Raw genomic sequence first — 20,881 nt, 5'->3', positions numbered from 1 at the left:
TTCGGATTCTTCCCCTCACCGCGTTCATGAACCGACCTCTCATTCTCCTGCTTTCCCTTCTCTCTTTGTTGCCTCTTGCGGGAGAAGCGGAGAAGCCCAATGTCCTGCTTGTCCTAGTCGATGACCTCAAGCCGACCCTTGGTTGCTATGGAGACGAGTGGGCGATTACACCAGGCATCGACCGCCTAGCCGACCGGGGTATGCGCTTCGAGCTGGCCTACTGCAATCAGGCGGTTTGCGCACCCTCGCGATTCAACCTGATGTTAGGCAGCCTCTCGACCTCAACCGGGCTCTACGGTTTGGGAACGAATCTGCGCGACCGCTTTCCCGACGCGGTCACTCTCCCACAGCATTTCAAAAGGAAGGGCGGATACGAGACTGTTTCCGTCGGTAAGGTCTTCCACGTTGGACATGGCAATCTGGGAGACCCGTCTTCCTTCGATAGGGTTTATAAGGACAAAGTGGTGGAATACCTCCTACCAGAAAGCCGGGACTCCGATATCAGTCGCGAGGAAGTGTTCTTCGAGCTCAGTCACCTAAGCCAAGACGAACAAACAGAATACCTAAAAGAAAAGAAAATAGGCAAAGGAGCTGCCATCGAAATTGCCGAGGTCCCCGACAATGCCTACGCCGATGGTCGCACTGCAGACAAGACCATCGAACTACTGGAGAGCTATCAGGATAGCGACCAGCCGTTCTTCCTTTGCGCAGGATTTGCGCGGCCTCATCTCCCCTTCTCTGCTCCCAAGAAATACTACGACCTTCACCCCATCGAGAAATTCACCCTGTCAGCCGTCCGCTCCGCGCCCGAAGGGAGCCCGCACTATGCCTTGCGAAACAAAGGCATCGAAGTCTTCAACTACTTCCCCTGCGAAGAACGCTACGAAGAAGAAGAGTTCCAACGCGAACTCATCCGGGCCTACTACGCCTGCACAAGCTATGTCTCCGCTCAAATCGGTCGGGTGCTAGAGACTTTGGAAAAAACCGGACTCGCGAAGAACACCTACGTTGTTCTCTGGGGAGACCATGGATGGCACCTCGGCACCCACAACCGCTTTAGCAAGCACGACAACTTCGAGCAGCCCACGCGAATCCCCCTCCTCATCGCCGGTCCTGGAATCAACCCCGGGACCACCAAACAACTGGCCTCGACCATCGACATTTTTCCGACTCTTGCTGACCTAACAAACCTCCCACCGCCAGAGGGTCCTCAACCAATCGATGGCCTGAGCCTCAAACCGGTTCTGCACAAACCCGACCTCCGAGTTCGCGATCACATCACCCATTGCTTCCCAAAGCAAAAATTGGGTTGGGCAATTCGAACCGAGCGCTACCGACTCGTCCGATGGGGAAATCCCAAGGGAGAATCTTTCGACTACGAACTCTATGACTATCAGAAAGACCCTATCGAAAAGATCAACATCGCCGACCAGCATCCACATATTGTCGCGGAGATAGCGAAGAAGTTCTCACTCTATCCATCTCCTGTGGGACCCTGAAGTCGATTCATCCCCTTCGATCGTCGCCACCTAGCAGGCCTTTCTCGTGAGCCTTATTGATCGCCGCTGGTGAATTGGGGACATTGAGTTTCTCAAAAATGTGAGCGATGTGATTGGCCACCGTTTTGTGGCTGATGTCGAGCTCATCAGCGATTTCTTTCCTCGCGAGCCCTTGACTGATGAGCTGCAAAATCTCCATTTCGCGCTCTGACAGAATGGAGTCGTTGTCAGCCAGCACAGGATCTTTCCGAAAGGTCTTAAGAAGATAGAGAGCCATTCGAGAATCCATTGACGCTCCCCCCGCGGCCACCGTTCGTATGCCGGAGCGAATCTCCTGAATCGACGAAGACTTTAGCAGGTAACCCGATGCGCCCATTTTAATCGTGCCGAGAACATCAGCCTCTGTCTCGGACTGGGTTAGAATGAGAACCTTGGTCTCAGGCGCCAACTTGATGAGTTCGGGAAGCGCTTCCAATCCGGAGATACCGGGCAAATTCAGATCGAGCAAAACCACGTCAGGAGTCACGCGGGCAGCCTGCCTTTTCAGACTGCGCAGGGCCTGCTCCGCAGTGCCAAAGACCCCCGCCAGTTCGAAGCCCGGTTCATCCCGGAATGCAAACTGGATCACATGGCGATACTCATTGCTATCCTCCACCAGCATAATCCGGATCTTCTCTTTCATTTCTCCTATCATAAAAGTTTCGGGAACCATCGCCGTCGGTTGCGAAGCACCAGCGAGATGCACGATCCTCCATCGGGCGGCGTCTCAATCTTGACGGTGGACCTGAGATACCTCGCCCGACGAGCAAGCGAGGGCGGAACCGTCCCCTCAGCCCTTTCCTCAATCCCGCAACCATTGTCGCAAATGCTCAGGTGAACCTCACGAGAGTCCGCCTCGATCAGAATGGTCACCTCCGTAGCATCGGCATGCCGATTGACGTTGATGAGGCACTCTTTGAAAAACAGAAAGAAGTCCGAACGTACCCGAGGGCTGAGTTGCTGAAGATAGCTTTCCCCCTCCACCGTGAAGGTGTAGCTCAGATTCGCAATCATCCGTCCCGCGGTCCTCCTCAAATCCGCCAAAAGGTTTTCGTGAGCCTCCTTCGCCATATGCTGCGAGCAAAGATAGCGCGTGGCCTCGCTGGCACGGTGAGTCATGGCCTCGATCTCCCCTAAAGCCATCGCTAGCTTGTCTGGCGAGTCGACAATATCCTTGGTGTGGGAGCTGAGGATTCCAATGGCATGCAGACTCGCCCCCACATGGTCGTGCAAGTCTGCTGTGAAGCGCTCCTTTATCCGAGCAGCCTGTCGCAGGCGAAGGTGCCTCCCGATCAAAATAGTCGCCGCAACCAGACAAACCAGTGCGATAGTGAGCCGCTTGAGGAGCAGCAAAGAAGCTTTCTGCCTTCCATAGAGCTCATCCAGTCTGGGATTCACCAAGGCCAACTCCACTTCCAAATCATGTCGTCGCGCAAGTTGGTTCATCCAAGAACGAATCGGCAGAATGAATCCATAAATATTATGTCCATCGGTTAGTTTGGCCAAACTCTTCCGGCTTTCACCGGTGATTCCGCTCCCTTCGGGCGGACCTTTTTCAAAAGCGATATTCGTGCCCCCTGAGAAAAACTCGACCTCAGCAAAGCCAATTTGCTCACTACCCTGATAGCTCGAGGTGTTCGCCATTTTCTCATCGAACGATCCGCTGGAAATCCTGACGTAGCGGCACTCGGTCGGCGGGATATTCCACATCAGAATGGGAGCAAACTCGCCGATACTCCTGAATTGATGCTTCAGCAACAAAGTGGAGTCCGAAAAGTCCGCTTGATTCGCTCCTTCCACAATCAGGAGACTGGGGATGCCTCTGTTGACATTAAATTCCGGGGGCGCGCTCTTGCTCTGGTAAGCGCCATGGAGATGAATTGTGGAAATCAAATACTCTTCCTCCAAGTCCAGTGTCAGACTCGGGTCCTCGCTCGACTCCTGAAAATGGGCGCTCCTTTCGCTGCCTCGTGAGGAATCCATGAGGTAAGGCATTCCCCCGTCGGTCACCCGATCGGGCTTCCAGATTCCATCGGAGAGAGGAACATCAGAAGCGCAGGTCACCTTCTGATGGAGAGCGATATTCTTCTCTCCACTGAAGACAAGGATTTCGGACAACTGGAAGATATATCTCAAGTCCCGCCTCCTCCGAGTCAAAAGAGTAGGTTCAATACGAATCCAAGAAGCAACCATTCCTCCCAGCGGCACCACTACCGGAGCAACCCGTGGCAAAAGGTTGTTAGAAGAATCGTAAACCGCGACCACCGTCCCCTCGTCTTCCCCGGGTAGGCCAGCAACAACGCGGAAAGCTTCCGGAAAGCCGTCGGAGAGATATCCCACCTCGTCATCATAGCGCCAAAGCGTGGGGACGAGCACGACTTCATCAATGGCCTCTTCATCGAAATCAACTCGCAGCCACTCACCTTCGATTTCGGGCTTCTCTTGTGGAAAGGAACGGTAGCCCGAGGTTCCCATCGCACCGGTGCGGAGAGTCAGAACCGCCAACTGCTCCAGTTCCGCTCGAATCGAGTCCCGCCTCTCCTCCAGTTCAGAGATGGAAGCCTCATTAAGTGGCTTTGCGGCAAGAACCCCAACCGCACCAAAGACCCCGCACAGAAGCGCAAGGGCGAGTGGCATGGAGATTCCAACTTTCATTCTTTCCGCAGCTCAACGAGCAGTCTCCACCTTATGCCGCAGATTTGAGAATAGCCATGGGACAAAAGCCCCATAGACGAGTTTTTCGCCTCAGATACGATTTGGTGTTCTGGCGGTTCTCTTTGGATATCCGCCGGCTCGAGGGGCATTGGTCTATTGACGGTTTTCTTCGGAATATCTCCTGAAATAGAGCGAATCGGCGGCCCCTCACAACCTCACTTCTACAAACAACACTCGCTCCTCAAAGGATCACAACCAAACCATGAAATTCAAACGACTTTTCAGTCCTCGCTCGGCATTCTTACTCTGCCTCGCAGCCAACCTCCCGACCACGATTTGTGCCCAAGTCTTCACTTGGGACGGTGGAGGCACCGATACCAACTGGTCTACAAATGCAAACTGGCTGGGTGACATCGAGATTCCTCCCACCGGAGTGAGCGTTATTTTTGATGGCTCCGTCGGCCTCGCCAACACCAATGATACTGACCCCGGCATCCCAGGGGCAGCATGGGTCAGTGCTTTGGATTTGGACGCGACGCCAGCTATTACCTTCGAGCCTGGCGCAGGCTCCTTTGTCCTCGGAGGCACCGAAGCCGTGACGATAGGTCTGGCAGGAAACTCAACCGTCGTTCTTCAAAAGAGCCCTAACCCTCAGGAAATCTCCTTTCCAATCACCTTAAAGGGAGGAAACAAATCTCGCATCATCGAGCATGCGGCCGGTGCCGGTAGCGTCACCTTTAGTGGAGATATCAACTTCACTAACGATCGCATGCTCACCGACGGAGCAGCAGGCACCGTCATCCTAACCGGAAATAATACTGGAGTTGGTTTGAACGCTCCGACGGCAGGAACGAATGCTCTGCGAAGCACTTTCATCCTGAACGCTGAGGGCGGTCACTTGGAGCTTGGTAGTCCCGGCTGCCTAGGCGATTTTAGTATGAACTCGGCGAATCTCCGTGGCTTTAACATGCAAGGAAATGGAGCGACCTTCAGCACCAGCCCCGGACTGGACCTCGTCGGCCCGGACAAGATCGACAAGGTCGTCACCTATCACCAAACAACAAACTTTAGTGGTGACGGCGACCTGGAATTGGGCGGAATCATGAACACCGCTGCCAGCGGCCGCGGATTCGGGGTCATCGGAGATGGTGATTTGCTCATCTCTGGCACGGGACTCTTTCTCACCCATCGGGAAGAGGCGCAAACAGTCGTGCTCCAGCCTCAGAATGCAGGCCGGCTCATCCTCAATGCCCCCATCATCGACACTTTTAACTCGAACGGAATCACCACCCCGTTGACTGGACTCACCGGAACACCCGCCGATAGCTCCCTGCGCATGAATGGCACTGGCGTTCTCGAGATCAATGCCGACAGCGCGGCCACTTTCAACGGGGACTTCCGCGCTTTCAATGGCACTACCATCCTCGGTCACGCCAACGCTTTGGGCTCGAACGGGATGACCTCTCTCATCGATGGTCCCCTCACCATCCCAGCCGATCTATTCGTAGGGTCGGCCGAGCTTGATGTGGCCGATGTCTCCGGCATCGAAGTCGGGATGGCCGTTACCGGCACAGACATTCCGGCAGGAGCCACAGTCATCGCAGTCAACACGAACTTCGATCCTCCACGGGTGGAACTCTCCGCGACCCCCACGGCAACAACCGATACGACAGGCGTCTCTGTGAGCTTCTCGAATCTCGATGTCACCACTTCGGTGGACATGTTCGTCGGAGACGTCTTGCTCGATGTTGCGGATGTCACCGGAATTGAAACCGGCATGGCCGTCTCTGGACCTAACATTGCGGATGGCACAACGGTTATTACTATCGACACCAGCTTCAGCCCTCCGCGCGTGGAGCTATCTTTTGCGCCTACTGTGGCTTCCGACACAACTGGAGTTTCGGTTGCGTTCTCGGGAAGAACCATCGTTGTTCCCTTGGGAGTCACCGAAATTCGCGCTGGAGCCACGATTGACCTCAATGGATTTGTCATTGATGAAACAATCAAGGACATTGCAGGCGGAGGAGCAGGACCCGCCTCTCTGGTCAATAACAACACTTCCACTCCCGGAGGTATCACTACGGACATTTTCAACACGGGCAACCCCACCTTCGGGGGAGCTGGTGACATCGAAATCCAGAACGTCTATCACCCCGCCACGGTAGGCCGGACCATGACGAAAGAGGGCACCGGAACTCTCACCCTTAGCGGAAGCCTCAACAACACCCGCTACGGCCTCATCGTCAACGAAGGAGACGTGAACTTGAACAAGTCCGACGGCGCAGCAGTCGCGAACAACCCTTTGGTTGTAAATCATGCGGCAAGTGTCGTGAAAATCACTGGCACGAGCTCGGGGCAAATTCAAGGCTCCGGTAGCGTTCAGCTCAATACCGGCATCTTCGACCTCAATGGCTCCGACCAGTCGTTCGGGATCCTCGAAACCGCCACCAGCACCGAGCCTGGAGGCACCGTCACCAACAGTTCGGCCACCCCAGCGACGCTGACAATCGGAGGAGGCTCCGCCGCAGGAACCTTTACCTTCCCAGGGGTGATCTCCGATGGAGCGGGTATCCTCAACCTCCAACTGGGTGATGCAGCCTCCACGGGAGCGACCGTCCAAGTGCTGACCGGAGCAAACACCTATACCGGAAACACGACCATTCATGATGGAACCTTGAGTCTTGCGACCCCCTTTCTCGCGGATTCATCCAGCGTCATCATCGACAACACTCTATCTGCAAACGCGGCCAACCTTGAACTCACTCATGGAGTGGGTGATACCGTCGACAAGCTCTTCATCGATGGGGTGCAAGTGGCAGCCGGAACCTACGGTAGCACCTCCTCGGGTGCGGCCAATCAGGACGACACCCACTTCTCAGGAACAGGACATCTCATTGTCACCTCTGACCCCGTTGATGGAGGCGACTACGATACTTGGGCGGTCGGATTTGGCCTAACAGGCGAAGCAAGCGACGATGACGACAACGATGGTCTCTCCAACTTTGAGGAGTATGCTTTTGGACTTGAGCCAAACAACGCAAGTTCACTGAACCCCATCAAGATGGTTCTCGATAGATCCAGCGGCACTTTCAGCTATACCCGCCGCGACCCCGCCCTGGGCACAGAGCTCTCCTACTCCGTCTACACCTCCACGACGCTGGAAGCAGACGACTGGACCTTGGATGCAGGTGCAACTCAGACCGCAGGGGTGACAGATGGAAATGGCAACCAAACGGTCGACGTCACCCTCTCGACCTTGCCGACCGAGGAGAAACTCTTCGTCCGCGTTCAAGCTAGTTTGACGACAAATTAACATTCTACCCAATAACCTAAAAAGATAAGATGAAATACAAATATAGAAAAACCGCAACCTTCGCGGGGGTTCTCCTCACCAGTATGGCGGCCCACGCGGACACATTCACTGGCGATGGAGACGGCACCTCTTGGGAAGATCCCGACAACTGGCTCGGCGATAGCGTTCCAGCAAGCAACGCTTCCAACATCCTCATAGTGGGAGATTCCGATGTCACCTTGAATGCGGGGACTTGGAGTTATTTGGACTCCAACAACCTATTGCATAGTTCAACCGAGTATCGTCTTGCACGCCTGCTGATGGGTGAAAGCAACGCAGGTGCTGATAGCGGCACCCACACTCTCACTCTGGACCAAGGTGTAGGCAACACCATCCGAGCGACCAACAGCAGCAGCGCGAATGTCGGCACGCGGGCTAACAAGCACAGTATACTTAATATTGTGAGTGGCACCACAAACCTTGAGGCAGGGCGAATTGTGGTGGGTAGTGCCGCCGATTCCAGCGGGACCATCAACGTCAATGGTGGCGACCTGATTCTGGGAAGAGGCGGCCTCGAGCTCGGGTTTTCTGGCACCGGAACGATCAACATCACGGCGGGCTCTTTCATCAACCGCAATGACGTCGAGATCTTCGGTGGCGGCACTTTTCATGTCGCCGGCAGCGCGCCAATCACGATCGGAATCGGCTCCTCAGCCAGCCTGGATGGCAATTGGGAGCAAGCTAGCGGCGGAGTTCTCCGCACCGGAATTGATGCCGGAGGCATGACTACGATTCTGATCGACGACGTCGATGACGACGGGGCCGGCTTGCAAGGCAATGCGACATTTGCCGCAGGTTCAATCTTGGATCCTTACGATCTCGGCGGAGCCACTCCCGACATCTGGCACACAGTGATGACTTGGGAAGGCACCGTAACCGGCGCCCCAACCCTGAGCGTTGATGCAGTCAATGCGGGCTGGATGAGCCAAATTTCAGGAAACAACCTGCAAGTTCAACTCACCTCCATTCCCGAACCTTCCGCCGCTCTTCTTGGTGGCCTCGCTCTCATTGGCCTCGGCCTCCGCCGTCACAGAGATTAAACTAAGAGGCTAACAGACTTGGCACCAATCCTCTCAAGCCGCAGCCTCTCATCAGGTTGCGGCTTTTTCAGGTAGAGACTCCCACTTGGGGCTTGCTTTCCGATGACACCTCCTTCTGGAGCACCTCTCAATAGTCTGTTAGAAAAACCTACCCCTTCGAAGAGTCAAGAGCTGCAAGCAATTGATAGGTCTAAAACCGCCAAGAACCCGAGTATCACCTCCAGGCCGTGGTCAAGCTGCCCACAAATGCTTCCCACCGAGTCGGCACGACACCAATTCATCTCTCCGGTCGATGAGCTCCAGCAAAAGCCAGTGAAACTGGCGAATAGCTGAGCGGAAAATAGATACTCAAACTCGGATACTCTCCCCTACCTTTGCTGGCTCGGCCTGATCCGCCACCCGATGCCCACCCTTCCTCATAAAAAGGAGAAGGCCCTTAAGCTTTTAAACTTAAGGGCCTTCAGTTGGTTACGGGGCTCAGATTTGAACTGAGGACCTTCAGGTTATGAGCCTGACGAGCTACCTGGCTGCTCCACCCCGCGATTTTGTTGGTTCCGGTTTCTCTCGTCGCCGGAGGCGGAAGTTAACTCAGTTCCGGTTCGGTGCAAGACCATTTTGATAACTTTTTCAGGTTTCTTTGTCCCACCGCTCACAATCCTTGTTCCAAGTAGAAAATCAGAGCTCACAATGACCAAAATTTTCAGCAAGCTACTCCCCTGGACTCGAAGCCATCTGAAAAAACGTGTGCAGAAAAGCCAGCTCCACCTTGCTAACAAAACGAAACCAACCAAAAAACTGCTGGCGTCCCCGCCAAGAATCGAACTTGGATCTCAGGTTTAGGAAACCCGTGTTCTATCCGTTGAACTACGGGGACGGTTGCTTAAGCAGGGTCCGAGTTTGATAGCAGGAAGCCCATCTTGGAAGAAAATTAGCAGCCGAATTTATGAGCCTGGCTGCCCAAATCGCTTTTTGAATTGGCTCAACAGCTCTTCAACTTCGGAGGTATCTTGCCCCGAGCTTGCGCTCTCGGCAGGAGCTTGGACATCCTTGGCTGAAGTAGGAGCTGCTGCAAAGGGTGACGTTGCGGCGAAGGCTGATTCTCTAGCCGGATCTGCTGACGCAGGAGACGACGACTCCGAGACTGGAGCTGGTTGAGATGTTTCTTCAAATGAGGGTCTCTCCTCGGCTGGCAGCTGGGGTGGAACCGAATGAGGCTGCGGAGCCGGCTCTTCGCGATCCGGAAGTGTTGGAGACAAAGCCTGAGAGTTCACAGAGTCAGCAGTCTTCTCAACCGCGCGCTCTTCCCGAACAGCTGCGAAGGGCGACTCCACGCTAGCAGCGCTTGTTGTCGGCATCCTTTCCTCCTCCTCCGTCATTTTCACAGATGGTTCGGACGAATAGGACTTGTTGATGCTGAAAGGTGAATTGTTGCCGGGGTGATCAGATTGGGAGGAGGCAGCGGGAGGCGAAGCCTCGACAGGCGGTTGAGCTGGTACCGCGGGCTGACTAACGGAAAACGGAGAAGATGCTTCCCCCGTCGAACTCCCAGCGCTATTTGCCGGGAACGACATTTGCTCGCGAACTTCCGCTTCGGCACGTTCCTTTTCCTCCTTGAGCACTTGGAAAGGACTCGGCTCAACTGAAGCGGCTCTCGGCTCCGCAGGCGCGGGAGAGGACTCAACCTCAGGTTCAACCAAATCGAACGGACTTTTCGTTTCGACTTCTGAAGGCCTGCCGGAAGCTTCTGCAGATTCTTGGGAAGGACGAGCCTCTGGCTGAGCGGCAGCAAACTGCTTCATCGCAGTTTCGGCCGACCACTCGCCCGGATTCACCTTGGGGCTGGAGGCAAAATCAGAATTTCCAGCATCTGCGAAAGGATCTTCGGGGGCAACTTCAGGAGCAGCGATATTTTCTGCAGGTTCATTGCTCGAAGTCGTGCCCTCAGGCACAATTTCGAACGGTGATCTTTCGGGTTCAGCAACTTGTTCTTCTACGAGCGCCGGTTGCTCAACAGGAGAGCTTTGCTCTTCTTGCGCTACTTCACGGAATGGATCTGCGAAAGTCGGCTCTCCAGAAGGTTCAACTGGAATTGAATCCTCGTCCTTCGAGCGAGGAGAAGCCTCTCCGGACGGAATTGCCTCGGCCTCAAAGGCGGTGCTTGGTTCAAGTCTTTGCTCAACTTCTGGAGAAAGAACACTATCCAAAGGGGGTGGCATCACTCCCCGGCTCACAGGCTCCGAGGGCGGTTCTTCATCTTCAACGAAAGCTGCTTCTTGAGAAAGTTTGCGGACGGCAAGGGCCGCTTCCCGGAGAACCCCACGGGCCGAGAGAGGCTCAGGCCAAGACATTGCTTCGCGGACCAAAGATGCTTCCCTCCCGAACCGGCTCTCCAGGAGAGTGTCAGCCTCACTCCGTTTCAGAGCGCTCAATGACACTTCGTATTCCGTCAACCGGTCTTCCAGACCGCCAGGCATGAGAGGCTTCAATCCGGTCTCCCAAACGTCTTCGTTGACACTGAGAATCACTGTCAGACTCGGACACGCTTGACGAAGTTGAACGATAAAGGCTGCCACGCGAAGCCCTGCCTCCGGCTGATTGGACAAACCTTCCGTTTCGTCAAAGACCAAAACAACAGGCTCAACCAGACCCAACAGCGCAAACAAACTCTGCAACCGCTCTTCAGCGCCACTACTCCCCTGCCCTGGTAGGTCGCCAAATACAGCTTCGGTAAGCAGTCGGGTTCGTTCGACCTTTTCCGGTGGAGTGGTGGCATAGCGAAACAGCAAATCCACCCAATAGGCGCACCCACGTAGAGTGCAGCGTGAAATCTCACTGAGCTCTGAGGCCAAGCGCGGACCAAGAACCTCAAAGTTGGCCTGAGTCCAATGGGCTGTAGCTGCTTGTTGGTGATGAAAATCGAAAGTCTCAATGGGACGATTCTCAATCGCAAAGAGTGCACCTTCGCGATCATGACTGGGAATTTCCCCGCTGATGAGCAGTGGCTTCAATCCAATCGCCAGTAGCTTGCGAGCGAAGAGATCGAATTCGGTCAAACCGCCGGAAGCTGGCAGAACCTCAGACAGCTGTCGCAACACACTTTCGAGAACCACCTCGCCATCAATTCGTCCACCCCCACTGGGTTCCACCGCCAGAAAGCGAAAGGTCTCATTGAGGCGGTTGCTAACAGACTGCAAAAGAAGGGTTTTGCCATATCCTGCACGCGGCGACCGCAACAGAACAACCTTTCCCAAATCATCTCCCGAGGAGGTGAGAACATTGGTCAGAGTATCGAGCGCCTCCTCATTAATCTCTGGAACCGTGGGGGTTGTAGTGCGCCCAAATACTTCGAATAGGGTCGGCTGCTTGTTGAAATCGGACATGGGGAAAAGGCTTTTCGCTATGGGGAGTTTTTTGGAAAGAGGGTCTCGCCGCAAGCTCGAATGGCGTACTAATCCGTCGAGACACCACCATGGCAAACGGAACAAACAATAAGCCCTCGCTAGGAAAGAGCGTACTGGGGGAGCGAACTGCCACCAATGGCTTTAGCACATTAGCGGGTCAACTGCTCGAACAAATCCTCATCGCTGGCATTTGGCCCCGCTTGAAGATAACTTGAAAAATTGTCCCTCGGAACTTCAACCGAACCGCTGAGCTCAACATCGAACCAGAAGAATCCACTCTCCAGTTTGCCCTTGCTGAACAACTCATCACGCTGCGCGTTACGGAGAGAGAGCTTCTTATGAGCATTGAGGCCAACCTTTAGATTTCCCTTTAACTCTCGACCCTCTACCCTGAGATTTCCTTTAACGGCAAGAATTCCTAGCTCCAGTAGATCCAAATTCTTGATTTCCGACCCTTTCGAACTTCTGACAATATCGAAAGAGTTCTCGAGTTCGAACTCAAAGTTTTGGAAACGAGCATCGCCATACAACTCTTCCAAAACACTCAGAAAAGGCAGATTCTTAAGAGTCAGGTATTCTGGCTTCGCTGAAATCGTTACCTCGTGACTCTCAATATTCCAGGGACGGAAAGTCAAAGTTCCGGTCGAACCAGCCAAATCACTTTCGAAGAATCTTTCGTATCCGTAGCCTCCGACGTTCCCGACGTTGCCCTCGACGACCTCCACCGAGAGGCTGTGGAAAGAGTCAGCCAAGTCCAAATCGCCTGAGAAAATAAGATGCCTTTGCTCTTCCTCAAACCGGAGGGAGACCACCCTCATAGTGTTCTCCAGAAATTCGATTGTTCCTCGCTTCAAGGGGACTTCGCCCCAAGAACCAGAAATTAGGCTGCCGCCCGTGAGATGCAACTGACGGGAATAGGCGGTGGGAATGAAACGCACCCGCGAGTTTTCCAAGCGGAAGGGCGAATTCACTTTTCCGAAATAAAATGAGAAATTGTCACTTGTATAGCGCTTGAAACCTACCAGATTCGCGGCTTCCCCTTTCGGTTGGCTGACCTTCCGATCCTTTCGGCCGGAAGTGAGCAAATACCCTTTTTCGGAACCAAGCTCCTCGCCTCCCAATCGACCGGTTACGAACGAAGTGAGACTCAAATCCCCTGAAACCGTGGTCGCCTTGACTTGCTCGAGAGGAGAATCATCTGGCCAAGCCAAAGTGAGTGACTGCGCGGTAACCTTGGTCCCCAGCGGGCTCAATCGGTTGATTTTCGCATTTGCTCCCGTCTTTTCCCAGACCGCTGCAACTACACCCTTGGAAAATCCAGGACTATGGAATCTGACCAGTTGGAGAACAATACCTAAACCCAAGAGCAAAGGTATCGCAATGAGAGCAAAAGTTCGAAGCACCAGATTCCTCTTGCGACGCTTCGCCTCTTCTTCCTTTTTTTGCTTACTGCGCCGCTTACGCTTTTTCACACGAAGGACTTGGGTCCCGTCCTCGCGAGTGACTAATTCGCCTTCCTCGCGCTTCTCGCGATCGCCTTCGCGCAGCTTCTCCATCATCTCGTCGACGGAGTAGGTATTTTTCTCGGTTGAATTCTTGTTCATCGACGGGGGCTGTTGGTCAGATAACTAACCAAAGGCTACTTCTGTACCGGATTGCCCGCAGGGTCAACGATTCGAACGGTCACAAACACCATCACCACGCTCTTATTACGCTGTAAGGCGTCTGATCTGAAAAGCTTACCAAGAAAAGGAACATCCCCAAGAACAGGAACCTTATCTTCCACCATCTCGACCTTCTCATTGAGAACTCCTCCAAGGAGTATAGTCTCACCCGTGCCGACCGAGATATTGGTATTCAGTCGAACGACATTGAAAAGAGGCATCAAAATATCATTCGAAGTCACCTCCCCTGAGATCGAAGAGCCTGCTCCAATGATTCCGAAATCCGGCGTCGAACTTCCCCCTTGAATCGGCTCTCCATAATTGATGAACCCGAGAAACTCCTCAATATTGAGGTTAAAGGCCAGATCAGCGTAAGTACGATCCGCGCTAACCGTCGGTTGAACTTCGAGAAAAGTTCCAAGCTTGCGAGTCTCGAACGCAGTTGGGTGTGAAGGGGTAGCGGAAAAAGAACTTCCGGCATCAGTCTCGATCCCCGTGTTGATATCAATCAATGTCGCACCCACGGAGTTCGGAAGCTCTGGTGGTTCATACTCGGTTGGGTAAATCAACTCGCGGGTCGACTCCACGATAGCTTGCTGTCCGGAACGGGTTACCACCGAAGGTTGAGACAAGATATCAGTTCCTTTTTTCTGGTTCAGCCCTCTCAAAAGAACGGAAACCGCATGGTCGTTGGCAATGCCCAGCATGGAAAGAAATCCAGGCGCGGAATTGAGACTCGCCCCTCCTTCGTCATTGAGAACGGTCTCGATCGCGTCACCAGAGGTGGCGAAATCACCACTCCGGAGACCGGAGGTAATGGGGTTGCCTCCGTAGTAATCACTCTGACGACCATTCCCAACCGTGCCGCCTCCGACAACGAGATCCCCGGAAGCCTCAAGATTCTGAATCGCAACATCTACGTTAAACTCTTCGAGGTTCTCTTGACTCACCCGAACAATCTTGGTCTCGATCACCACCGCGATCGGCTCTTGCAAATTCAAGGCGTCCACAATCCCGCGAACTTCGTCGTGTCCGGCTTCTGTGGTCTTCACAACCAACTGGCCCAAACTGGAATTGTAGCTCGCACTGCTACCGTCGGGAAAAGGAACTCCGGCATTTTCCAGATATTCACGCGCCGTCAAACGGGGGGCAAGCGTCCCGCCTCCACCGCTGTCTGACCCGAAAGGATCGCTATCCGCGACACTCCCTGATGTCTGGCTCAGAAAATTAGGTGGCACTTGATAGCGCTTCACAACGACATCATCAGTCAGCCCCGAAGCAGGCTGAATCACCACGGCATAAGAGTCTACCCGAAACGAAGTTCCCGACTGGCGAGTTACATATTCAACCACCTGACGAAGAGGCACATTCCGCAAACGGAATGAGAATCGACGCTGGAGAAGCTCGTCGATTTCAGGAGAGTTGCCGGAACCCATATTCATGACGAAATCGATGCCCTTGTTCTCCTCCATGATCTCCGGATCCAAAGCCCGCGACTGGCCTTCCAAGAATTCAACAGCCTCGACCAAAGAAGTCTCCTCAAAATCAACGAAAGGAACGATGATATTGTCTAGCTTGGCTTCGATCTGATTGGCCCCGCTTATACCAAAAGTTCCTCCAGCCGCCCCTTCGGTCACAATCCCGTCGGCGACCTGAACATCCTGGTTCTTCTTCAACTCCCACTGGGAATCTACCTGTGAAATCAATTCCGCCCGAGTGTGGTCACGGGCGGCATCAGCGTAGTCTGAAATCCGGGAATTGTTTCGCTCCAACCCGCGACGAGCCGCCTTGTTGTAAGGGTCGATCACAAGCACCTTATTATAGAGGGCCATCGACTGGTCAAAATCAGCTAAATTGTAAGCTCCCTCAGCCTGATAAAGGAGACGACGCACCTCATCAATATTCTGGCCATGCTCTTCCGTAGCGGAGGGATTTGAACGAATCGGATCGTCCAACTGAGCTCTGAGCTTTTGAGCTGGAAAATACTCGGGAAAAACATCCTTCCCCAAGACTTCATCGACCATCTCGATTGCACCTTGACGATCTCCCTGCCTATTCATCACGCGGGCAGCTTGCACTGCGGCCTGCGCATAGCGTTCACGAGCCGCCTCTCGAAACTTGTCCGTCTTATCACCGGCAGGAACTTTGGCAAAGGCTTCGCGATACTTGGATACCGCTTCTTGGAAGTCCGATTTTTGGTAGGCGTCGTCGCCTGCCATAATCGCTTCCTCTGCAGCAATCACGTTATCGCGACGACGCTCCAGCTCCTGCTGCACCACTGATTGTCCGGGTAGACTTAAAGTCATACCGCCTAGAACAACCGAGACTAAGGACGTACATATCGTCCGGTTTTTAAGACCGCTTTTTTTCAAAATCGCTTGGAATTACTAATGCTTCGCGCGGTTATAAACAGTCAAATACGTTCCCGCCACCCCTAAATTCATAGGAATGGCGGGAACGGCCTTATTTAACCGAACTAACTGTGCAATGGCAGATCCATCTGATGTGCCAAAATTTGTTTGTCCCGACCCGCCATGCGGCGCTGAATCGCGACCAATCGCTTTTTGAGGATTCCCACACGCATCCGAACCCACCACAACCGCAGCCTCCATTTGAACTTTGTCATGGCGGGAAATTAACACGGATGAACAGGTGTTCAAGTGAATTCTCAAATTAATTTATGTTTCTTAACAGTTTGAAACTTGAAAGCTTTATTCAACCTCTTTGGAATCCTTGGGAGCTCTGACAATCCGGTCTACGGCATGCTTCGTAACGACGTTCCCCCGCACCCCGCGCCCCTTGATGGCGATCTCTCCAAATTGAAATGGACGGCTTAGATTTCGCAGCCGCAGGGCCGCCTTCATATGAACAACCACCATGTTAGCCGCGCTTTCCTCTTCGCTGTCGTGAACCGCAAAATAGAGGATCCGCGTTCCTGCTCCCCCTTTGGTGAGAGAATACTCCTTGTCGCGGGTAACTCCTCCAATTCGGAACCTCTTGGCCAGGATGGGACCGTCGCGCCCCTCCCGATAGATGATGGAGTAGATCTTCTCCTCGTCCTTGCGAAAGATGGCGATGTGCTGGGGGCGCTTGCCGACGAAGGCCTTTTCAGAAATCTTACTGACCTGCATTTTTCCGTCAGACAAAATGGTGAGAACATCGTCCAATCTCGAACACTTGGCGATCACCTCTTCCTTCTTCAGCCCCCAACCGGCAAATCCGTTTTTACGGTCCAGATAGAGAGTCTCGGTAATGGCGACGACCTGCGAGCGGTTGACAGCCTCGAACTCTCTCAATTCAGTTCGCCGATCCCGACCCTTGCCATATTTCTTTTTCAGCCCCTCGAAGTAACGGACACTGTAGCGAGTGAGATTGCGCAGGTTCTTTTCAACCTCATCGATTTCGTTCTCATACCCCTTAATCTCCTCGTCCGCGCGGAACGAATCGTATTTGGAGATTCGCTTAATCTTAATTTCGGTCAGGCGAATAATGTCGTCGCGGGTCACCTCCCTGCGCAGCAATTTCTTGAAGGGCTCCAGGCCGGTATCAATGGCTTCGATAACCGCTTCCCAAGTCGTGCACTCCTCAATGTCGCGATAGATCCGGTTCTCGATGAAAATTTTCTCCAGCGAGCTAAAGTGCCATTTGTCCTGAAGCTCCCCAAGTCTGATTTGGAGCTCCATCTCCAAAAGGTCGCGGGTGCGGAAGGCACAGGCTTTCAAGATCTCGCTTACTCCAATAAAGGCCGGCTTGTCTTCCCGAATAACGCAGGCATTGGGTGAGATTGAGACTTCACAATCAGTGAAGGCAAAGAGGGCATCGCGAGCGTTCTCAGGATCGATGCCAGTGGGAAGCTGGACCACGATGTCAGCAGTCGCCGCAGTGTAATCCTCCACCTTGGTAATCTTGATTTTCCCCTTTTCATTCGCCGAGACAATCGATTCCGCGAGGCTCTTGGTGGTGACCCCGAACGGCACCTCCGTGATTCTAAGCTGCCTATTTTTTTCAATCGAAATCTTTGCGCGAACCCGCAAGCGCCCTCCTCTCAGGCCGTCCCGATAGTCGCTCGCATCGAGCACTCCACCTGTTGGAAAATCAGGTAGCAGCTCGAATGGTTGTTTGCGCAGGGCTGCAATGCATGCATCCAGAAGTTCGTTGAAATTATGAGGCAGAATTTTACACGCCAATCCCACTGCAATTCCCTCTGCGCCCTGAGCCAGTAAAAGAGGAAATTTCACCGGCAAGGTCACCGGCTCCTTGTTGCGCGTGTCGTAGCTAAGAGTCCAATCCGTCGTCTTGGGATTAAAGGCGATTTCGAGTGCGAAGGGAGTGAGCCGGGCCTCGATGTATCGGGCCGCAGCAGCAGGGTCTCCAGTCAAGACGTTGCCCCAGTTCCCTTGCGTATCAATGAGCAACTCCTTCTGGCCCAGGCCGACAATCGCATCTTTAATCGCCGCATCACCATGGGGATGATACTTGATGGTATCGCCCACAATGTTGGCGACCTTGGTATAGCGCCCATCATCGATGTTGCGCATCGCATGCAGAATTCGGCGCTGAACCGGCTTCAAGCCATCCAACAGGTGAGGCACCGCACGCTCAAGGATCACGTAGCTGGAGTAGAGGACGAAATAGTCCTTGTACATATCGCCCAGACTGGTGTGCTCGTGACTTCGGTTTTCTTCGTCGCTCATGAATTCGTTACGGAAAAATCATTAAGACATCCAAAAGACACCGCAAGGCTTTCGAGAGTTCTATTTGCGCGGGCAAGTCGGCGGCGTGACTCAAAATCATCCTCAGAAACCAATTTCCCCTTTTCGTGCCGGCCATTTTGGCAGACATTTCTATTACGCAACTCCAACACCTATGAAAATCCTCACAACCTCGCTTTTTGTCGCTCTCGCAGTGCCAGCTGTGGCTGATATCATCACTTTGAAGGACGGCACCAAGCTCGACGCCCAGATTCTCGAGAAATCTCTCGAAGAATACGTCCTCGAAGTCAACGTCACCAAATCCATTAAGGAACGACGCACTATCAAGCGCTCCGAAGTGGCTGATGTTGAGATCGTTAACGAGTCCGACACAATCTTTGAGGACAATATTGCGGGATTGGCCCCCGCTCCTCCGTATCTCTCGCTGAAGGAATACGATGCTCGCATCAAAAAAATCGAGTCCTTCCTTTTGGCGCACAAGTTGACCTCCGCCGGCACAAAGGCCAGCAAGATGCTGCGGGAATTGAAAGCCGAGCGTGAGTTCATCGCCAAAGGAGGAGTGAAGACTTCGATGGAAAAATCAGGCCTCATGAGCGCTGAAGAGCGGGAAGAAAATGCGCTCGCTGTGGATGCGAGCAGCGCGGCCAAGGAATTCAAGGACCTCGTGGAAGCCCGATCTTATCTGGGAGCTCTCCGCAGCTATGACAATTTAGAGCGCAAATTCTTTGGGACCAAGGCCCATCGTGAGTCCCTTCCTCTCATCAAGGCCGTGGTCGGAACTTACACCAAGTTGCTCTCCTCGGAACTGAACGGCTTCGACGCCAGGGAAGAGCGCCGTCTCGCAGCGCTGGAACGCCTCCCTGCCAGTGACCGCCAACGGGCCCTCCAGGCAGAGGAACAGCGGAAATCTACTTTCGAACGTCTCTGGACCAAGGAGGAGGACGAAGAGCAGACCTGGTTCACCGTTGACACCCGCAACGCGGAATCAATTGAGAGCACTTTGGATGCTCTTGAGGACGAAGCCGAGAGACTGGAGGCAGTCGAAGCCGAGCTCAAAGAGTTTGAAGACGTGGGAGAACTTTACCGCAAGGGCTGGACCGCAGCTGGCGAGAAAGACAAGGAAGCCCTCGAACCTATCCTCGACGCTTTGGACGAAGCGGGAGTGGAAGAGAGCTACCTCGACGCCCTAATCGACCGCTTCGATCCCACTATCAACAACCCTCCTGCCGAGGAGGAAGCCGGGGAAGAAGAAGAGGCTGATAGCGAAGAGACCGAGACTGCCGAGTAAATGCGAGAATCCTCATTGAACCGCGAAACCGCGGAAACCAAGATCGCTCTCTCCCTGAACCTCGACGGGACAGGCCAAAGCGAGATCGATACTGGCATTCCATTCTTCGATCACATGCTGACCTTGTTCTCGAAGCACTCCCTCATCGACCTGGAGGTCTCGGTTGACGGAGACATCGAGGTCGACGGGCACCACACGATTGAAGATACCGGAATCGTCTTGGGAGATGCCATTCGCGAGGCTCTTGGTGACAAGGCTGGGATTCAACGTTATGGGCACTCATATGTCCCAATGGACGAGACTCTGGCCCGAGTGGTGGTCGATCTCAGCAACCGCCCCTATCTCGCGTTCAACCCGCCTGCCGACACTGCTTCCGCGCCAAACATGCCCTTCACCCTGGTCGAAGAGTTTTTCCGCGCAGTCGCATCCAACCTGCGGGCGAATATTCACGTGGACCTCTTGGCTGGCCGGGACGGGCATCATATCGCGGAGGCGATCTTCAAGGCGCTCGCTCGCTCGATTCGAGTCGCGGTGACCATTGATCCCCGTCAAGAAGGAGCAATTCCCAGCACCAAGGCCGTACTTTAATCTGTAATGGAACTTGGTGTAATCAACTATGGCGGAGGCAATCTCCGCTCACTGGTTCGCGCTCTCGAATTCCTCGGAGTTCAGCCCCGGAACGTGTCGAAGCCTGAGGATTTCGAAGGACTCACCCATCTGGCTTTTCCGGGGCAAGGCTCGTTTGGCGACTCCATGCGCAACATGGAAGAGCGAGGCTTGGTTGAGCCTTTGAAAGAATGGTTGGAAGCGGACAAACCCTTTTTTGGAATTTGCATTGGCTATCAACTTCTCTTCGAAGGCTCGGAAGAAAGCCCCGAGACTCCCGGTTTGGGCATTCTAGAAGGAAAGGTTGAACGCTTCCCTGCCGACATGGGCCTGAAGGTGCCGCACATGGGCTGGAATACAGCACAGCCGACGGATCCAGCCGATCCCATTTGGAAGGATTTGGAACCCGATCCTTATTTCTACTTTGTCCATTCCTTCTATCCCCACCCCTTGGACTCAGATGTCATTGCCTCCACCACAGACTATGGCTTCCCTTTCGCCTCGTCTGTGCGGAAAGGCAATTTGTTCGCGACCCAGTTTCATCCGGAGAAAAGTCAGCACACCGGCTTACAGCTGCTGAAGAACTTTCTCCAGTAGCCCAGCAGGCACCCAGCTCATCAGCCGT

The 20,881-nt window shown here is 53.8% G+C and carries 12 protein-coding genes and 2 tRNA genes; 6 read left to right on the top strand and 8 right to left on the bottom strand.

Annotation, left to right across the window (positions count from 1 at the left end; genetic code table 11):
- The first annotated feature begins 26 nt into the window (after positions 1-26).
- Positions 27-1,499, top strand: coding sequence for a sulfatase (locus tag IE099_RS09580; protein WP_189569700.1), 1,473 nt, complete (start codon positions 27-29; stop codon positions 1,497-1,499).
- A 7-nt stretch (positions 1,500-1,506) separates the two neighbouring features.
- Here IE099_RS09580 and IE099_RS09575 read toward each other — a convergent pair whose 3' ends face one another.
- Both IE099_RS09575 and IE099_RS09570 read right to left on the bottom strand, forming a co-directional pair.
- Complete coding sequence (locus IE099_RS09575; RefSeq protein ID WP_189569699.1) at positions 1,507-2,181, bottom strand: response regulator; 675 nt, start codon at positions 2,179-2,181, stop codon at positions 1,507-1,509.
- An 8-nt stretch (positions 2,182-2,189) separates the two neighbouring features.
- Positions 2,190-4,193: a sensor histidine kinase gene (locus IE099_RS09570; RefSeq protein ID WP_189569698.1), complete on the bottom strand. Its 2,004-nt coding sequence runs from the start codon at positions 4,191-4,193 to the stop codon at positions 2,190-2,192.
- Between the two features lie 262 nt (positions 4,194-4,455).
- Between IE099_RS09570 and IE099_RS09565 the strand changes: the two genes are divergently transcribed.
- Together IE099_RS09565 and IE099_RS09560 are read left to right on the top strand one after the other, a co-directional pair.
- Positions 4,456-7,506 carry a beta strand repeat-containing protein gene (locus IE099_RS09565; RefSeq protein WP_189569697.1) on the top strand — a complete coding sequence of 1,017 codons (3,051 nt, stop codon included), beginning with the start codon at positions 4,456-4,458 and terminating at the stop codon, positions 7,504-7,506.
- Positions 7,507-7,535: 29 nt separating this feature from the next.
- Positions 7,536-8,585 carry a PEP-CTERM sorting domain-containing protein gene (locus IE099_RS09560; protein WP_189569696.1) on the top strand — a complete coding sequence of 350 codons (1,050 nt, stop codon included), beginning with the start codon at positions 7,536-7,538 and terminating at the stop codon, positions 8,583-8,585.
- Between the two features lie 465 nt (positions 8,586-9,050).
- On the opposite strand, the gene IE099_RS09555 is transcribed toward IE099_RS09560, so the two are convergent.
- The 6 genes from IE099_RS09555 to IE099_RS09530 all read right to left on the bottom strand — a co-directional run bounded on the left by IE099_RS09555 (position 9,051) and on the right by IE099_RS09530 (position 18,344).
- Positions 9,051-9,127 (bottom strand) — tRNA-Met (locus IE099_RS09555).
- A 257-nt stretch (positions 9,128-9,384) separates the two neighbouring features.
- A tRNA-Arg gene (locus IE099_RS09550) sits at positions 9,385-9,459 on the bottom strand.
- 67 nt (positions 9,460-9,526) lie between these two features.
- On the bottom strand, positions 9,527-11,965 hold the full coding sequence (locus IE099_RS09545; RefSeq protein WP_189569695.1) for a P-loop NTPase family protein: 2,439 nt from the start codon (positions 11,963-11,965) through the stop codon (positions 9,527-9,529).
- Between the two features lie 170 nt (positions 11,966-12,135).
- The gene (locus IE099_RS09540) at positions 12,136-13,590 is read right to left on the bottom strand and encodes a hypothetical protein (protein WP_189569694.1); all 1,455 of its coding nucleotides are present in this window, start codon (positions 13,588-13,590) and stop codon (positions 12,136-12,138) included.
- A gap of 35 nt (positions 13,591-13,625) precedes the next feature.
- Positions 13,626-15,956, bottom strand: a complete 2,331-nt coding sequence (locus IE099_RS09535) for an Amuc_1098 family type IV pilus outer membrane protein (RefSeq protein ID WP_189569693.1) — start codon at positions 15,954-15,956, stop codon at positions 13,626-13,628.
- Positions 15,957-16,361: 405 nt separating this feature from the next.
- Positions 16,362-18,344: a DNA gyrase/topoisomerase IV subunit A gene (locus tag IE099_RS09530; protein ID WP_189569692.1), complete on the bottom strand. Its 1,983-nt coding sequence runs from the start codon at positions 18,342-18,344 to the stop codon at positions 16,362-16,364.
- Between the two features lie 172 nt (positions 18,345-18,516).
- Between IE099_RS09530 and IE099_RS09525 the strand changes: the two genes are divergently transcribed.
- Genes IE099_RS09525 through hisH form a run of 3 tightly spaced genes read left to right on the top strand, consistent with a single transcriptional unit; the run spans position 18,517 to position 20,853 of the window.
- Positions 18,517-19,650 (top strand): PTPDL family protein, encoded by a 1,134-nt coding sequence (locus IE099_RS09525; RefSeq protein ID WP_189569691.1) that lies wholly within the window; start codon positions 18,517-18,519, stop codon positions 19,648-19,650.
- On the top strand, positions 19,651-20,238 hold the full coding sequence (hisB, locus tag IE099_RS09520) for an imidazoleglycerol-phosphate dehydratase HisB (protein ID WP_189569690.1): 588 nt from the start codon (positions 19,651-19,653) through the stop codon (positions 20,236-20,238).
- Positions 20,239-20,244: 6 nt separating this feature from the next.
- The gene (gene hisH / locus IE099_RS09515) at positions 20,245-20,853 is read left to right on the top strand and encodes an imidazole glycerol phosphate synthase subunit HisH (RefSeq protein WP_189569689.1); all 609 of its coding nucleotides are present in this window, start codon (positions 20,245-20,247) and stop codon (positions 20,851-20,853) included.
- Positions 20,854-20,881 lie beyond the last annotated feature (28 nt).

This window comes from Roseibacillus persicicus, from assembly GCF_014651675.1.
Lineage (GTDB): Bacteria > Verrucomicrobiota > Verrucomicrobiia > Verrucomicrobiales > Akkermansiaceae > Roseibacillus > Roseibacillus persicicus.
This window is presented reverse-complemented; position numbering and strand designations above follow the sequence as displayed.

Bases quoted from the DNA above. Each gene is read 5' to 3' on its own strand.
- IE099_RS09545 (WP_189569695.1), bottom strand. From the start codon at position 11,965: ATGTCCGATTTCAACAAGCAGCCGACCCTATTCGAAGTATTTGGGCGC.
- IE099_RS09565 (WP_189569697.1), top strand. From the start codon at position 4,456: ATGAAATTCAAACGACTTTTCAGTCCTCGCTCGGCATTCTTACTCTGC.
- hisH (WP_189569689.1), top strand. From the start codon at position 20,245: ATGGAACTTGGTGTAATCAACTATGGCGGAGGCAATCTCCGCTCACTG.
- IE099_RS09560 (WP_189569696.1), top strand. From the start codon at position 7,536: ATGAAATACAAATATAGAAAAACCGCAACCTTCGCGGGGGTTCTCCTC.
- IE099_RS09540 (WP_189569694.1), bottom strand. From the start codon at position 13,590: ATGAACAAGAATTCAACCGAGAAAAATACCTACTCCGTCGACGAGATG.
- IE099_RS09580 (WP_189569700.1), top strand. From the start codon at position 27: ATGAACCGACCTCTCATTCTCCTGCTTTCCCTTCTCTCTTTGTTGCCT.
- IE099_RS09575 (WP_189569699.1), bottom strand. From the start codon at position 2,181: ATGAAAGAGAAGATCCGGATTATGCTGGTGGAGGATAGCAATGAGTAT.
- IE099_RS09530 (WP_189569692.1), bottom strand. From the start codon at position 18,344: ATGAGCGACGAAGAAAACCGAAGTCACGAGCACACCAGTCTGGGCGAT.
- IE099_RS09525 (WP_189569691.1), top strand. From the start codon at position 18,517: ATGAAAATCCTCACAACCTCGCTTTTTGTCGCTCTCGCAGTGCCAGCT.
- IE099_RS09535 (WP_189569693.1), bottom strand. From the start codon at position 15,956: ATGACTTTAAGTCTACCCGGACAATCAGTGGTGCAGCAGGAGCTGGAG.
- IE099_RS09570 (WP_189569698.1), bottom strand. From the start codon at position 4,193: ATGAAAGTTGGAATCTCCATGCCACTCGCCCTTGCGCTTCTGTGCGGG.
- hisB (WP_189569690.1), top strand. From the start codon at position 19,651: ATGCGAGAATCCTCATTGAACCGCGAAACCGCGGAAACCAAGATCGCT.